Genomic DNA, 16,192 nt, shown 5'->3' with positions numbered 1-16,192 from the left:
GGCTTCGATTTCCGGGGACGGGGCGGGCGCTGGCGGAGAGCGTTCGACTATACTGGGCATGTTCGGATCTCGGGAACGGGAGGCCAGATGCGCAGAGTCACGCGACGAGCTGGAGCGGTGGGCGTGTGGAGCGTCGTGCTGGCGAGCGGGCTGTGCCTGGTCTCGCCCGCCTGGAGCCAGGCCCCGCCGGGCGTCGCCGGCCCCCCGGCGGCCCGCGACCCCGCCCTCGCCACCCACCTCCCCTGGATCTTCAGAGAGCGGACCCAGATCGTCATTGATGAACGCATCGCCGAAAGTGTCGCAATGCAGCGATACGAGGACGCCGTCGCGCTGCTCAGGCAGCTCCTGGCTCAAGACCACGATAGCTGGATGATTTCCGCGAACCGTCAGGAGATCCTGTCAGTCCGTTCGCATGCGACCAGCCTTGTATGGAATTCTCCGGCGGCTCGGGCCGACTCCGTCGGGATCTGGAGTCGCGAGCTGGCGGCATCGGTACGCGACGATGAACCGAGTTCCGAGTTGTGGCGGGTCTTCAGCTCGGGGGGGCGGACCGACGCAGCCGGAGATGCGGCCCGGATTCTGGCAGGGCGGCTTGCGGATCGAGGGGAACTCGGGCTCGCCGCTGGTTTGCTGGAGTTTGCAGGTGATGGCAACGCCGGGGCAGGTGCAATCCGGGAACTTCTCGGAAGGCGGGGAGACAGCCTGAACGCGGTGCAACACGGGGAACTCTCTACAACATTGCCACCCGACCCTGAAGCGGACGAATGGAGCTTGCCGCTGGGGGATCGCCGCGGGATGCCTTCAATCGGGCAGGGATTGCCGGTACGGCGGCCGGAATGGTCCTGGACGACTGTCGCCGCGGATTCACCGGAATCGGCGGTCATCGATCAGTGGCGGCAGATCTGTGATGAACGCGGTTTTCCGCCTGTGATGCCGATCTCTCCGGTCATCGTTCGCGACACGGTCGTCTTCCGGACGGCCACGCAGATTTTCGCGATTGGACTGTTTGACGGTCAGTTGCGGTGGAGCGTCGCCAGTGATCGTTCCATCCGAGATCGGATTGCAGAAATCCGTGAAGGAGTCGCCGCGCCGGATGTGACCGCCTCGATCCGGGAGTGGTTTGGCGCGAATGAAAAGCTGAGGACGCTTTCGAGCGACGGGCAACGCGTGTATGCGATCGACGGCCCCCCCAGCATCGTGAGGGCATTTGCGAACCGGGGCATCCGATTCACGGACATGGTCGACGTCCCCATCTCCAATCGGCTGGTGGCGTTGAATCTCGCTCCCGCTGAACCGGGCAAGTCTCAGGTTGCCTGGGAGCTCGTGGCATCCGACCGCGGTCGCCAGGAGGGCTGCCACTTTCTCGGTCATCCGGTGGCGGCGGGGGAATGGCTGCTCTGCCTGGCGGAGCTGCAGCGGGAAATTGTCCTGCTGATGATTGAGGCCGAATCTGGAGAAGTTGTCTGGCGTCAACCGCTGGCGGCGGTCCCCCATCGGCTGACCGAAGAATCCGAGCGGGCTCGGCTCTTCCGGAATTACAGCCCCGTCGTCATGGACGGAATCGCCATCTGTCCGACCAGTACGGGGCTCGCTGTGGCCGTCGATTTCACCCGCCGACAGCTCAAATGGCTGCAGGTCGTCGGGCCCGCTCCACAGGCTCTGCAGCAGGTGCGTCGCGGCGTTGCCGCCGAGGCCCAGACAACTCCCGATCCCTGGGGATTTCTGTCGCGCTGGCAGGTCGTTGGCGATAGCGTTTATCTTTCCGCCCCGGAGTCCCGCTGGCTCCATGCGTTTGACGTAGACACCGGGGACATCCGCTGGCGGGCGCCGCTGGGAGAACGGGAATTCTTTGCCGGAATTCTGGCCGATTGCGCCGTCGTGCTGGGGACTTCTGAAGTTCGCCGCCACGCGCTGACTGATGGAGGACTTCTCGGGAGGACGCCTCTCCCGGCCCCTCCCGCCGGTCAACCGCTGCTGCTGGGCGATCGCCTGCTGGTTCCGCTGCTGAACGGGACCCATTGGTCGTTCGATCCGGCGACGGGCAATGGACTCGAAGACGCCTGGCTGCAGTCGAAGGAAGGTTGCGAGCACCTCTATCCCGCCGGCGAATTCGTGGTTGAGATGCGCCCCGAGTCAGTGACGGTCTTCCCCACAGAGTCCAGAGCCCGGCACGACCTGGAGCTGGCTCGGACGTCCGGGCGGCTGTCCGATGCTGCTTCGCTTGAGGCCGAGCTGGCGATTCTGAATCGCGATCTCCCAAAGGCTGAAGGACTTCTGGAGCGGGCCATTTCCGGCGCGTCGTCGGAGGGGCTGCGGCTGCCGATGCAACGCCGGCTGCGCGAGGTCCTGCTCACTGGACTGCAACGCGGCGAAGTGGCAGACGGTCATCGGTTCCGTCGGTTGCAGGAACTTTCCGTCACGCCCGCCGAGGTCGCTGAAGTTCGTGTTCGCGAATCGGTCTGGCTGCGCGAGCAGGGCCACTGGGCGGAACTGCTGGGTTTGCTCGAACAGACGGAATCGCTCCCGGGTGACGCGCTGACGACAACGGCCGGAGATCCGGAACGGCAAGTGTCGATGGATGGTTTCCGGGAAGGACTGGCGCATGAGATCGCCGAATCGCCGATTCGGCCGGCCTTCGTCACCCGGCTGAAACAACAGCTCGATCGGGCGCAGCGCGACAGCGATGTCACGTTACTGCTGCGGCTCGTCGAACTGGCCCGGCCGGTCGGTGAACTGGATGCGCAACGCCTGGAGGTCGCACGCCAGCTCGATGCGCTCGGGCTGCGAGGTGCGGCCGAGCAGCTCCGTCTATCGCTGAAGGAGTCGGACGATCCGCAGGTGGCCATCGCCGCCAGCCAGGATCTGTGCCAGCTCTGGGCCGCTGGCGGCTGGCTGACCTGGGCGGCGCGGGAGTGTCGCGATCTGCAGCGGTCCGGCGGGCTGGATCCGGCCTGGAGCAAAACATTTGACGAAACGCCCGCAGGAGCCGTCGTGCGCGAGCTGGCGCAGGCGGAGTGGCCGGAGGAGCTGCATGCGCGGATCGAAGTCCAATCGCGGGACCGGACAGTCGTCATTCCACCGCTCATGGAACAGACGGGGCGCCGGTCCCGCGGGCTGCTCGGAGATCTCGACAGTTGGACGCCGCGAACCGGTGACATGCCGGACTTCGGATTTCAGGGGAGCATGAATGCATCCCGACTGGCGCTGCCCCCGGATTGGCCCGTTGGATTTGTGGGAAACGCCCGCTGGGGACTGAATCTCGTCGATCGCTTCGGCGCGGTCGCGGGACGGGAATCGGAGCTGCGCTACTCCCGCGCCAGCCCGGCGTACGCGACCGGCGGCAACGACTCGGAAATCGGAACCAGCGGCACTTTGATTCCTCTTGCCGTTCCCGGCGGCGTGCTGGCGATCTCGCCGCTCGATACCGACAAGGAGCACGTCTGGACCCAGCGGCCGGCGATCCTCCGCACCCGAACGGCCTATCCGAAGTGCGGTTCGCTCCACCCGGATGTCGCAGTCCTGCAATCCCATAATGTGCTGTTCGCGGTCAACACGGTCGACGGTCGCCTGCGGTGGATCCGGCGCGACCTGCCGTCTCGATCCGGCTACGACCGGAATACGTCCGCCGGGGTGTTCGGCACGCGCGATCGGGTCGCTGTCGTTAACGCCAATCACAAGGACTTTCTCGTCTACCGCCAGCGCGACGGCTCGTCGCTCGGAACCGTAACGCTGCCGCGATCGGGATCGAATCGGGATGTCGTCGTGGGCGACTCGCTGTTCTTCGTCGGCGACCCTCCCGAACTCGGCAGTACAATTCGACCCTTGATGCGGTGGAGCGCCGACGACAATCTGGCCGAGGTTGTAGACGTGCTGCACGAGCGGCTCCAGATTCGCGCCGTCGATGACAACCACGTCTGCTACCTGGCGCCGGGGCCGGTTCTGAAACTGTATGCGGTTGCGGAACGCCGGGAACTGCTGGCCGTGCCGTTGTCGGCCGAGCAGACGCAACAGGTCCGCGAATTCCGGGCGTGGCTGGATGAGGACAGGCTGTACGTGAACGTTCAACGTGAATCGCAGCGCGTCGCAACCCGCGATTTTAACGAGTACCCTCGGCTGGTTCCGATGGGCGGACCGGAACTGCAGCCGATCCGCGACGATCTGTTCGCCGTCGATCTCAAAACGCAACAGATCGTCTGGAGCCGTCGCCTCCCGTTGCGGGGCCTGCTCCCCCTGACGAGCTGGCGAGCCCCGTTCTGGCTGTTGTTTTCGAACATCCGGCATCGCGAAGATCAGACGCTGCTGACCATGCGGGTGGAGTTGCTGGATCTCCGCACTGGCGAAATCGTGGCGGCCCGCGACTCGCTCCCGACACAGGAGTCGCTGCTGGGCCTGTTCGTCGATCCCGCCCGGCGGGAATTCTCGGTCCTCGGCAACTCGCGAATCTTCCGCATCTCGGTCAACCCGGGCCGCCTGACCCCAGGTCCGACCCGCCAGGCGCAGTCGCCACGGCTTGACCCGCGGTGAGAGATTGATCAAGATGTCGAAGTCCGCGGGTGTAGTTCAATGGTAGAATGAAAGCTTCCCAAGCTTTAGGCGAGGGTTCGATTCCCTTCACCCGCTCTCTTTTTCCGTCGCACTGATTGCCAGGTTGTGGAATGCTCTCCGCGAGGAAGGCGTGGCCCGCCTGGCGGGTCGAGCTGTGCGCGATCCCGATGGTCGCTTGGACCCCGGCTTTCCCTTCCGAATGAACCCGCCTCCCCCGCGTGAAACGCTCGTCCTTCCCGTTTCACCCCCCGATTTTGCCGGTCCCGGAAAAACGGGCCTGCCGATAACAGGGGAGGGGACCGCCGGCGGCGTGCGGCCGGGACGCCATTGGCCAGGAGGGCGGCATGTATTGTTCGCAGTGCGGCGTGAAAGCCACCGGCAGATTCTGCCACCAGTGCGGCAGCCCTCTCCAGACTCCCGACGCGTCGCTGACGCCGGGGGATGACGACTCCCCCTCGGACCAGACGGACTGGGAGCAGGACGCCCGTTACGAACACATCGTCCGCGTGGCTGCGGTCCGGACTGTCATCGCCCGCCATGCGGCGTCCGCGCCAAAGGGGTTGTCCGGCGAGGCGATTCTGGCCCTCTACGACAAGATCGTCGCCTCCCCCATTCCCCTGGAAAAACTGGCCGCCGTCGTGCAGCCGCTGTATGCCTCGTGGGGCATCCGGACCGGCAAGGAGCGGACCGAGGTGGTCGGGGTTCCCATCGGCCGGGCGATCGCCCGGACCCTCTGCTCGTTCGCCCGGCACGGCCAGACGTTTCACGGCGCGGAGCAATCGGCGGCCGGCTGCGCCCTGACGGCCGATCTGCCGTCGTCGGTCTGCGCGCCGAAAGGGACGCTGACGATCTCGCTGGTGCGCCACGGGCAGCAGACGCGCGTGGCGGCGACGACCGACATCCCCGGCCAGATGTACGACTGGGGCAAAAGCCACCGCTCCCTCGACCAGCTCTTCAGCGACCTGCAGACCAGCCTCGGACTGCCGGCGAGTCCGCGACAGGCCGAGCCGACGGTGCTGCAGTTTGGTTGAGGGCGGGGGGCTGTTGACTGAATGGTGTGCCACGGCTGTGTCAGCCGTGCGAGCGCTTCAGCTCCCTTGGACTGACACAGCTCTTCCTAGTTTCAAAGTAGGGTGAGTCGAGTCCGCGAGGCTTACCTCTTCGATGACGAGTTATGGTGAGCCTCGAAGACTCGACTCACCCTACAGCTTGTTCAGACGGAACTTGGAAAGAGCCATGCTTGGACTGACGCCACGGTCGCCACGGCCGGCCCCGTCAATTGCCGAATGAAGGATGCCAATTGCAGAGTGGCAGAGGGCGCGCGGCGGCACGTGGAGCGCACCGCGAGCGTGGCCTGCGGCGAGGCTGCTGCGAAATGTGGCCGGCCCGGACCTGGCGGAGCGGGTTGTCGAAGTCCGCTCCGCCAGGTCTTTTGAGCTGGCTGTGATCAGGTTTGCGGGTTTGTGGCCCGCGTAAGAACGGGAAGAATCTCGACGCCGAGTGAGTGCGCACGATGTGCGCTCCCTCGACCGGACGTTTCGGCCCGGCCGTGATGGGCCCTGATCAGGCCCGCTTGTCGATCGGGATCGGCTCGAGCGCTTTGGGTCGTCCCGCGGCGTGCATGCATCTCGTCACCCGACTGACGATTCGCACGTTCACTCTGGTATGGCGGGATTGCAAGAGCAGATCGGGGGAATTTTCGAGAATTCCAGGAAAGATCTCTGGCAGAGGGGCGCGGAGACGTCCGGAGATGAGCGGGTGCGGAGGTTTGAGGCTCCGCCGGGTGCCACTGCTGGACCGTCTGCGGGCCAGCAGTGCTCTTCCCGAATCACCGGACCGCCAACACTTCCGGCCACGCGGTCGGCTGATTCCAATCGGTCGGATTCCGTCATTCCGTCGTCCCTGCCCGCATGTTACTGTACGGACCATGCGACCGCCACATCGAAAGCTGGTGCAACATCTTGAAGAGCGGGGACACGTGCACGAATTGACGTTCTCGTGCTACCGCCGGATGCCATTGCTGACGAACGATCTCTGGCGGACATGGTTCTGCGAGGCCGTCGACCGGGCCGTCGCCCGACACGACTATCGGCTATTTGCGTTTGTGATCATGCCCGAGCACGTTCACCTGCTGGTTCAGCCGCGGCAGGATGCCAGCCCGATATCGTCGTTGCTGACGGCTATCAAACGGCCCTTTTCCGGTCGGATCAAACGGGATCTGATGCAACGTTCGAGTCCGCTGGTCGAGACGCTGACGGTTCGCCAGCGGCCGGGAGTGGAAACGTTCCGGTTCTGGCAGGAAGGACCGGGGTATGACCGCAATCTCTTCGAACCGAACGCAATCGTTCTGGCCGTCGACTACATCCACTGCAATCCCGTTCGTCGGGGTTTGTGTGAGCGGGCTATCGACTGGAAGTGGTCGAGTGCCCGGTACCACCTGCTGCCCGCTGAACCGCTCGATCCACTGTTGCCCCGGCTGACACCGCTGCCGCCGGAATTGCTGGAGTGATTCCGTGACGATCCGGACCTCTTGAAACCGCGGAATCGGCCACGAAGATTTGAAGAGCACTGCTGGCCCGCGGACGGTCCAGCAGTGGCACCCGGCGTTCGATCGATGCCAGCCGCAGCCGCCGCGAGTTCAGCCGGCCAAGTCCGGGCGAACCGTATCGTAGGACCGCGTCGGGCGTCACTGCTGGCCCGTCTGCGGGCCAGCAGTGCTCTTCCCGAATCACGGGGCCGCCAACATTTCCGGACACGCGGCCCACTGATTCGAATGGGTCGGATTCCGTCATTCCGTCGCCCTTGGCCGGATGCTACTGTACGGACTGTGCGGCCGCCACATCGAAAGCTGGTACGACATCTTGAAGAGCCGGGACACGTGCACGAATTGACGTTCTCGTGCTACCGCCGGATGCCGCTGTCCGCGGGTGGCCCCGGTTGTGGACGTCTGCGTCCTACCGGGGTGCCAAAGGCACAGGAAGCTTGTTTTCACGACAGAGCTGCCAGTTGCCCAATTCCCGACCCTGTGCCGCGCGCGGCAGAAGTCGCCTACCGTCGTGAGCTCGAACGGTGAGTTTCGGATCTGACAGAGATCGAGTCCAACGTGTTCCAAACTTCCCACGGCTGCGCCGCCCCGGTAGCCGCCGGAACGGCAACCGGGGCCACTCGCGAGATCGGAGCGGCGTTGCGGCGGCAGGGGAGGAGACGGGAATCGGGAACCGAAGCGGGAACCAGCCTGCTCGCCCGCCGCCGCCGCGCTGAAGCTAAGATGTGGCTAATGACAAGGACGGCCAACCTGTGCCACCCCGCGATGATTCATGGGTGAATTCGAACCTTTTTGTGGTTCTCGGGTCTTGACCTTCTTCGTGATTTCCAAAGGAGCAGCCATGTACTCGTCCATGAAACAGCTCACTCAGTTCATGAGTCGGTTGCAGTTCGACAATTTCCGGGGATATTTATCACACATGGACGAACGGTTCGCTCGCGACCAGATGGAGTACGCCGCGAAGTTCGAAGAAGCAGCCAAACATCTTTCCGAAGCGGAACGCAGCCAACTCGGCGAATGGTACGATGAGGGGTTCTTGTACGTCTCCGAGGTATTCCCCAGCCTGTTCGGCCAAAATGCGCTGACGATGGTCTGGTCGCATTTTGAGCATGAGATGGTCGAGGCATGCCGGACGGATATCATTCATGAAACCGAATCGCTGGAAGTTGGCGAGAAGAATGCCGACAAATGCAATACGCTGGAACTTGTGCATAAGCATCTAAAGGATCGTGGAGTTCAGCTTCTCCCAATCTGGTCTGAGCTCCACGAAAACATCCGAGAAGTGCGAAACCAGATCGTTCATGACAACGGCCGCCGGTACGTTGCTGGGCTAGATGGCGGACCTGACGACATGACCGGAATTAAGACGGCCAAACGTTCTAAACAAGTCGACGAATACGTCGCCTCCCGCATCGCGGCCGGGAAATCGGGACTCTCGTTCGACGGCGATCAGCTTGTGGTGACGACTACGTTCTGCCGGGAGATCGCGGAAATGTGCGAGGTACTCGTGGCTCACGTCATCGAGAAGATGCCAGATACGGAAGAGTCATACAGCAGAATCGAAGCGATCATGTCGCGTGCGAAAAAGCGTCGGGCCAAGAATGATGCTGCGGGCCAGGCTTGACACCGACTGACGCAGTCCTTCGTATGTCCGCTCTGGCTTGATTCCAAGGCCCGTCCCACCCCCGGATCAGATTTCTGCTGTCGTGCTTTCCTCCCAGCACGCCGCAAATCCTGTCGCACGACGCCAATTTCGTTTGCGTGTACTGAACTCGCGACCTACGTTTGATGGGGTTGAACTGCTGGCCAGCGGCAGCCGAGCGATCGGCGCCTCACCATTCCGGCAGAACTCCGTCGAAACCTTCACGGGGTTCTTTTCGTCTGGAGATCGAATGGTGGACGCCGGCTTCCTACGCGTCACGCGTACCGCTATCTCTGCGTGGCTGGTCATTTCCCTGTTCGCCGGCTGCGACCAGTTCGACTTGGCGTCCGCGCTCTCCTCCCGGCCGCCGACAGAACCGAGGATCGTCGAGACGCTCACTGGGAAGGTGATCCGGATCGCCGACGGGGACACGCTGACCATCCTGACCGATGACAACCTGCAGGTGAAGATCCGGCTGGAGGGGATTGATGCCCCGGAACGCGGCCAGGCCTACGGGATGAGAGCCACGACTGCACTGGCCGAGATGGTCTCCGGGAGGGTGGTCAACGTCCATACGACAGGCACTGACAAGTACGACCGCACGCTCGGCTTCGTCGAGGTCGACGGCACCGATGTCAACTTGAAGCTCGTGGAGGACGGCTGGGGCTGGCATTTCACGAAGTACAACAGCCAGGAAAAGTTCGCGACCGCCGAGAGGGCTGCTCGTGCCGCAAAGCGCGGACTCTGGGCGCAGGACAGGCCGATGGCCCCCTGGGATTACCGGGGATTGGAAAAACCGGTCATCGTTCCGGCGGGTTTCGTCGGTCCCCGTATTACCGCCGCGGAAAAGCCCGAGATCGTGCCTGCGAGTTCGACCAGGAAGTTTTGGCTGAATACCGGTACCGGCGTCCGTCACAATTCCCGCTGCAGGAACTTCGCCAACACGAATCACGGCTACTTTTGCCGTTCGACCGAGGGGCGAGCGTGCGGGATTTGCGGAGGTTAGGCCAGGCCCTCACGTTTCCGGCTGTCAGATCTGCAGGACCTCCGGCATCTCCTTCAGATCGGTGGCACCCGGCGGCAACCAGAAAATCACTCCCGAATGCAATACACATGCCCCTGCCCGCGCAGCAGGAGCTGGTCGCCGGTGATCGCGGCTGACGACCAGAAGATCTCGTCGCTCAGCTTGTTCGACGCAATCAGCTTGTAGGCCGGGCCGGGCTCCAGCACGAATGTTGTTCCGGCGTCGTCCAGCAGGAAGACTTTTCCCTGGCTGGACCAGGGGGACGCGGCGAACCCCGGCGAATCCGGGAGACGCTGCTGAAAGCGGACTTTGCCCGTCTTCGCGTCGAAGCAGCGGACGATGCCCCCGGACTGCTCCAGCATGTAGAGACCGCCCTCGTACAGCAGCGGGGAAGAGTTGCGGTAGGACGTCAGATTGATGCTCCACGCGACGGATGGGCTGGAAGTCGTTTTATCGTTCGGCAGCGAAATGTCGCCGGACGCTCCCGCGCGGATGGCGGCGAGGCGGCCCGGGCTGCCCTGGAACCAGTTGACGGAATCGACGTAGAGCAGCTCGTCATCGCCGACCGGAGAGACCGAAGTCCTGCCGCTGCCGGCCATCTCCCACAGGATCTCTCGCGACTCGGGATCGTAGGAGCGCATCTTCTTGCCGCCGGCGACGACCAGCTCCGTGCGCAACTTGTTTTTCCAGAGGTAGGGTGTCGACCAGTTGGTTTTCTCATCCCGGTCGATGCGCCACAGTTCGTCCCCCGTCCGCTTGTCGAGCCCGACCAGGAACGACGACTTGTCGTTATCGCACTGGATCACCACTGCGTTCCCCAGGATTAGCGGCGAGCTGCCCGTTCCCCAGCCCGCCTGCGTGGGGTAGGACCCCAGGCTCTTGCTCCACTGTTGCTGCCCGGCGAGGTCGAAGCAGACGACGCCGCGCATCCCGAAATAGGCGATCACCCGTTCGCCGTCGGTGACCGGCGTCTCCGAGGCATAGGTGTTGCCGCGATGCTTAGGCGTCTCCGGCTTCCCCTCGAACGGCGTCCGTTCCCAGAGGATTTCTCCCGTTTTCAGCGACAGACAATAGACCTTCCACTGATAGTCGCTCTGCCGCGCATCCTTCGCGCCCGGCGTGATCCCTCCGTCGAAGCGCTTCGGCTGCTCTTCGTTCTCGGTCACGGCGGTCGTCACAAACACCCTGTCGCCCGTGACCACCGGCTGAGACCAGCCGCGTCCCGGAATCGGAACCTTCCAGGCCACGTTGACGTTTTCGCCCCACTCCGTCGGATGCCGGGATTCGCCGGCGATGCTGTTTCCGTCGGAACCGCGAAAGCGAGTCCATTCGCCGGCATTGACCGAACAGAGTGCGAGCCCCGCTCCAGCGAGCACAGCCATTGAACAACGGAAGACGTACATGCCTGACCTCATTTCCGTTCCAGGGGAGAAGGATGTGCAGTGATCAAATTGTTGTAACGCATTTTCGCCCTGAGAGATCCAAAAAACTGGACTGGCTTGGGCTGGCGTCGGAACTGCCGCTGAATGACGGAGCCGTAGGGTGAGTCGAGTCTTCGAGGCTCACCATAAGTTGTTGTTGCAGAGGTGAGCCTCGCGGACTCGACTCACCCTACTTTGAAACTGGGAAGAGCCGTGAGGCAAGCTGTCTCGCATTTGCAACCCCTTCTGCCTCCCGGTACGCTCAATGCCGTCAACAGGTTGTGTCATTTCTCGCCGCGTCTCGTTCGCCGCACCTCCTCCGACGCAGCATCCGGAGTCGTTCATGCTTCGCACTTTCGCCGTTCTCGGCCTCCTCCTCGGTTCCGCCGCCGTTCATGCCGAAGACATGCAGTACCCGCTTGCCGCGGCGGTGGCGAAGGACGGGACGATTTACATTGCCGACCGCGATCTCCCCGGCGTCTGGAAGTGGGCCGACGGCAAGCTCGAAGTCTATTTCCGCGGTTCGAAGAAATTCCGCACGCCCCTCAACGCCGTCCGCTGTCTGGCGATCGACAAGGACGGCAAGCTGCTGGCGGGCGATTCGTCGACGCGCGAAATCTACCGCTTCGACGACCAGGGCCAGCCTCAGCCGCTGACCAAGGGGAACGTCGGCATCCCGATGGCGCTAGCCATCGCCCATGACGGGGCGATCATCGCCGGCGATCAGGAAATCCAGCGGATTGTCCGCGTCCCCGCCCCCGGCGGCGAACCCGAGATTCTGGCGGAGATCACTGCTCCCCGCGGCGTCACGGTCGACGGCGACGGAGCGATCTGGGTCGCCAGCCACGGTAAAGACGCGGTCGTCAAGTTCTCACCCGACGGCAAGACCCGCGAAGTGATCGCCGCGGGCCGGCCGTTCCAGTTCTCGCACCACATCGTGGTCGCGCCGGACAACAAGACGGCCTATGTCGTCGACGGCTACGCCAAGACGATCTGGAAGGTTGAGCCGGGCGCCGAGCCCAAGCCTCTCTTGGCCGGAGAGCCGCTCAAGAACCCGGTGGGCCTGGCCTGGACCGACGCGGGGCTGATCGTAGTCGATCCTCACACCAAAACCGTCTACCGGCTCTCCTTCGACGGCAAGCTGGAAACGCTCTTCCCGGCGAAGTAGCGCGTCGCTCCGAACGATCGGCAGGATCGGTGGAATCGCTAGGGATTGCACGTCCGCTGGAAACGGACGCGCGGGCTGAACGGTCGCTGTTTCTCCCGATGGTTTCCGGTCATCTCGCCGTATATAACGGGACAGTCGGAAGCATGTGTCTTCCCGCAGTCTTAAGGTGGGGCGGGCCGCCGGAGTCCTGGGATTGCCGACTGAACACGAACGTATTGGCATGGGCCTCGACCTGCTGACGCAGGGGCTGCTGCCGTTCTTCCAGCAGGAACTGCACGCCGTCTACGGCGAAGGCTGGGAAAAAGCCGCACGCGCCAGTTTCCGCAACGACAAGCTCCCCGCGGGCGCCAAACCGGACGACCCCGCCTGGGACGCCCACGCCGTCCTGACAATCATGTGGGACCAGTGGAACGCCGTCTTTCGGCGACGGCTGGGGCTGCTGGAACGGAGCCTCGTCGGCGAATTGCGGGAATACCGCAACCGCTGGGTCCATCAGGCGAACTTCAGCGAAGACGACTGTTACCGCGTCCTCGACAGCGCCCAGCGACTGCTGCACGCCGTCCATGCGAAGTCGGGCGAAGGCGACCTGGAACGCCTGAAGCTCGACGTTCTGCGAGAAAAGTTCGGCCGGAAGGTCAACGAGGATCTGCAGCGGGCGCGGTTCAACCGCGAACGGATGACCGACATCCTCCTCTACAGCGTCTGTGCGCTGGCGATAAGCATCAGTCTGTTTCTCTTCTTCGGTTCCCGGCAGCTCCTGCCGTCGATCGTGATGGCCTCGTTCGTCGTCTTCACCTTCGGCTTCCTGATCTTCAAACGCATCAACTCGGCGATTCCCGTCTACGGCGTCCACGAATGCCAGAAGTGCCGCCGGATCATCTACAGCGAGTTCTGCCCGTATTGCGAACCGGCTCAACTGCGGCAGGTCATGCTCAGCCCAACGGCGCCGCAGCCGAGCTCGATCACCGAACCGCTGCCGTTGCAGCCGGTCGAAGAGGCCTGACATGGCGGCTGCCGCGGCGGTCCTGGGGCTGGGGCATGTGGTCGTCGACCACGTGGTCTGGCTCCCCGCATATCCCACGGTCGACTCGAAAAACAACATCCTGCGCTCCCGCATCCAGGTCGGCGGCCCGGTTCCCACGGCTCTGGTCCTGCTGGCCCGCTGGGGCCTGCCGGCCCGATTTCTGGGAGTCATCGGCGACGACCCGGACGGCCTGCGGATTCTCGCCGACCTGCAGCGGGAAGGAGTCGATCCCTCCCTCGTCGTCCGCCGCCGGGGTCTGCAGACCGGCTTTGCACACGTCTGGGTGGAGCAGGGGACTGGCCGCCGGACCGTCGCCAGCTATCGCCCGGACCGTCCGGTTCAGCCGGAAGAACTGCCGAAGACTTTGTGGGACGACACCCGGCTGCTGCATCTCGACGGTTGGCCTGGCGAGACGGCCGTCCATGCCGCGGCGAGCGCCCGGGCCCAGGGCATCCCGGTCTCGCTCGATGCCGGCAGCGTCCGCCCGGACATGGACCGGCTGCTGCCGCTGGTCGACGTATTGACGGCCCCGGAACGCTTCGCCCGCGATTTCTGCCGGACCGCCGACGTGCCGGCCGCGGCCCGCGCCCTCCTGGCGATCGGACCGCAAACCGTTTATCTGACCCGCGACGCCGCAGGCGCCCGCGCCTGGACGCGTGCCGTACCGCCATCGACCGAACCCGGCACGTGGACCCAGCCGGCCCTCGACATCGCACCCGTCGACACCAACGGGGCCGGCGACACGTTCGCCGGCGCCGTCCTCTATGGGACGCTCAGCGGCTGGCCTGTTCCAAAAACTCTGCAGGCGGCCTGCGTCGCCGCCGGGTTGAAGTGCACCCGTCCCGGCAACCGCGACGCATTGCCGGCCCTGTCCGACGTCCTCGCCCGTCTCGGATGATGCTGTCATGCCCACAAAGCTGCTGCTCTTCAGCGATCTTCATCGCGATACCGCCGCCGCCCGCAGTCTGGTGGCGCGTGCGGCCGGCGTCGACCTCGCGATCGGCGCCGGCGACTTCGGAAATCTGCGTCGCCATGTCAACGACTGCATCGAGATCCTCCGCAGCCTGCCATGCCCCGCAGTACTGGTGGCCGGCAACAACGAATCGACCGAGCAGCTCGCCAAGGCCTGCGCCAACTGGCCCGCAGTCCATGTTCTGCACGGAACCTCGGCCAACGTTCTTGGTCTCAGCGTGTTCGGAATCGGGGGCGGTATCCCGACGACACCCTTCGGAATCTGGAGCTACGACTTCACCGAGGACGACGCGGAGCGCTTGCTCGCGACTTGCACAGCCTGCGACATCTTCGTGACCCATTCGCCGCCGTGGGGCCTGGTCGATGTCAATTCCCGCGGCGATCACCTCGGCAGCCGCGCGATCCGCCGGGCGGTCGAACGGCTGCAGCCCAAGCTCGTTGTCTGCGGCCACATCCACGGCAGCTCCGGCCAGCAGTGCCAGCTCGGCCCGTCGACCATCATCAACGCCGGCCCGGCGGGGGTTTCATGGACCCTCACGTAGGGCCGGGCGCGCCCGGCCGTTTCTCACTTCGACTCCGCCGTGTCATCTGAAATCACCGCCCGACCGAGCTGCTCTCCCGCGACAAACAGGGCGAACGGCTTGCCGTCGAGCGTCGAAGCCAACCAGACATGCCCGGCGAACGTCGACTGCTGTGAGGGAAACCCCGGCCGCACGCGATCATAGGCTTTCGCCTTGCCCTCGAAGTCGATCCACGACATCTGCAATTCCTGCCTGGTCCGGTTGATCAGGAACACCGTCACCTGCTTGCCGCGGGTTTTTGACTTGAGCGACTCCAGCGAGTCCAGGGGCAACGGCGCCAGTTCCTCCCAGTCGACCGGCTTGGGAGCGGCGGGCGTCTGAGCGTCGGGAATCTCGTCAAAGAACTCGCGATTCGCGGCCAGCAGACGTTCCGGCCACGCAAACCGCGGCGACTGCTCCGGGTTCCAGCCTGCCAGGTGCGGCAGCCCCCGCCGGGTCGCCGGCTTCGAGTAAACCCAGGGGGTATCGCCAAACATCCCCTGCACCAGTTCCGCCAGGCCGGGGTCGTACCCCTTCAGCTCCCCCCGCGTGTTGACATGGTTGTGTTCATTGTCGTTCTCGCGGTTGTTGTCGAACCAGCACTGCACCCCCTCGGCCCAGTATTCGGAGGGGTTGGTCCCCGCATAAGCGCTCTTCCACAGCCCCGCGGCCCGGGCTTCGCGAAACGCAGTGTCGAGCCGCTCGCCAAAGGCGGGGTCCAACCGCCGCAGGGCGGCGTCGATCGTGTGCGCGAATTCGTGAATGAGAATATTTTCCGCGGCATACGGATCGCCGGGATAGAGCAGCAGGTTTTCTTCGCCGCAGCTCAATGAGACATCGCCCCCCAGCCCGCGCGCCCTGCGGTCCCAGTAGAACTTCGGTTCCAGCTTCGCGAAATCCGGCAGATCGGTGGTGAACTCGTCAGGGGCCATGACGCACAGTCGCGTCTTGTGCCGAATCAATTCCTGCCGGACGTCCGGGCGGTGCTCCAGCATGCGGTCGATAATCCAAGCGGCTTCGAACAGCGCCGCATCGGCGACCTTGCTCGAAGAGACAATCGGAAATCCCTCCGCGCTGACCAGCTTAGTGTAGAACGGATCGAGCGCCAGCCGCTCCCGCTCCGCGTCGGATGGGGCAGGGACCTGCGCCGCGAGGTCATCACCGCAAAACCCCGTGGAGGCAGCAACGATTCCCAGCCAGAGGACGGCGATAACTCGTAGACTCATCGTGCAACTCTCACTGAAATGAACTCTCACTCAAAATTGCCACACTCACCTCCGCCGGCAAATTC

General features: G+C 64.1%; 11 protein-coding genes and 1 tRNA gene. 10 read left to right on the top strand and 2 right to left on the bottom strand.

What is annotated here, in order from left to right:
* Positions 1-87: 87 nt before the first annotated feature.
* The 6 genes from SH412_RS17360 to SH412_RS17335 all read left to right on the top strand — a co-directional run bounded on the left by SH412_RS17360 (position 88) and on the right by SH412_RS17335 (position 9,738).
* Positions 88-4,524, top strand: coding sequence for an outer membrane protein assembly factor BamB family protein (locus SH412_RS17360; RefSeq protein WP_336519278.1), 4,437 nt, complete (start codon positions 88-90; stop codon positions 4,522-4,524).
* Positions 4,525-4,549: 25 nt separating this feature from the next.
* Positions 4,550-4,620: transfer RNA gene (locus SH412_RS17355), tRNA-Gly, on the top strand.
* Between the two features lie 269 nt (positions 4,621-4,889).
* Complete coding sequence (locus SH412_RS17350; protein WP_336519277.1) at positions 4,890-5,576, top strand: hypothetical protein; 687 nt, start codon at positions 4,890-4,892, stop codon at positions 5,574-5,576.
* Positions 5,577-6,472: 896 nt separating this feature from the next.
* Positions 6,473-7,054, top strand: a complete 582-nt coding sequence (locus tag SH412_RS17345) for an REP-associated tyrosine transposase (protein WP_419555741.1) — start codon at positions 6,473-6,475, stop codon at positions 7,052-7,054.
* 877 nt (positions 7,055-7,931) lie between these two features.
* Entirely contained in the window at positions 7,932-8,714 is a 783-nt protein-coding gene (locus SH412_RS17340; RefSeq protein ID WP_336519275.1) for a hypothetical protein, read from the top strand.
* Positions 8,715-8,982: 268 nt separating this feature from the next.
* Positions 8,983-9,738, top strand: a complete 756-nt coding sequence (locus SH412_RS17335; RefSeq protein WP_336519274.1) for a thermonuclease family protein — start codon at positions 8,983-8,985, stop codon at positions 9,736-9,738.
* Positions 9,739-9,824: 86 nt separating this feature from the next.
* Here the strand turns inward: SH412_RS17335 and SH412_RS17330 are convergent, their stop codons facing one another.
* Positions 9,825-11,159, bottom strand: coding sequence for an outer membrane protein assembly factor BamB family protein (locus SH412_RS17330; protein WP_336519273.1), 1,335 nt, complete (start codon positions 11,157-11,159; stop codon positions 9,825-9,827).
* 361 nt (positions 11,160-11,520) lie between these two features.
* Between SH412_RS17330 and SH412_RS17325 the strand changes: the two genes are divergently transcribed.
* From SH412_RS17325 to SH412_RS17310, 4 genes are all read left to right on the top strand, one after another.
* Entirely contained in the window at positions 11,521-12,345 is an 825-nt protein-coding gene (locus SH412_RS17325; RefSeq protein ID WP_336519272.1) for an NHL repeat-containing protein, read from the top strand.
* Between the two features lie 193 nt (positions 12,346-12,538).
* Entirely contained in the window at positions 12,539-13,348 is an 810-nt protein-coding gene (locus tag SH412_RS17320; RefSeq protein ID WP_336519271.1) for a Swt1 family HEPN domain-containing protein, read from the top strand.
* A 1-nt stretch (position 13,349) separates the two neighbouring features.
* The gene (locus SH412_RS17315) at positions 13,350-14,267 is read left to right on the top strand and encodes a carbohydrate kinase family protein (protein WP_336519270.1); all 918 of its coding nucleotides are present in this window, start codon (positions 13,350-13,352) and stop codon (positions 14,265-14,267) included.
* A 7-nt stretch (positions 14,268-14,274) separates the two neighbouring features.
* Positions 14,275-14,883, top strand: coding sequence for a metallophosphoesterase family protein (locus SH412_RS17310; protein ID WP_336519269.1), 609 nt, complete (start codon positions 14,275-14,277; stop codon positions 14,881-14,883).
* A gap of 23 nt (positions 14,884-14,906) precedes the next feature.
* On the opposite strand, the gene SH412_RS17305 is transcribed toward SH412_RS17310, so the two are convergent.
* Positions 14,907-16,127, bottom strand: a complete 1,221-nt coding sequence (locus tag SH412_RS17305; RefSeq protein ID WP_336519268.1) for a VHL beta domain-containing protein — start codon at positions 16,125-16,127, stop codon at positions 14,907-14,909.
* Between the last annotated feature and the right edge of the window lie 65 nt (positions 16,128-16,192).

This window comes from Planctellipticum variicoloris, from assembly GCF_030622045.1.
GTDB lineage: Bacteria > Planctomycetota > Planctomycetia > Planctomycetales > Planctomycetaceae > Planctellipticum > Planctellipticum variicoloris.
The sequence above is the reverse complement of the archived record's forward strand: the minus strand, read 5'-3'. Positions and strand labels throughout refer to the sequence as shown.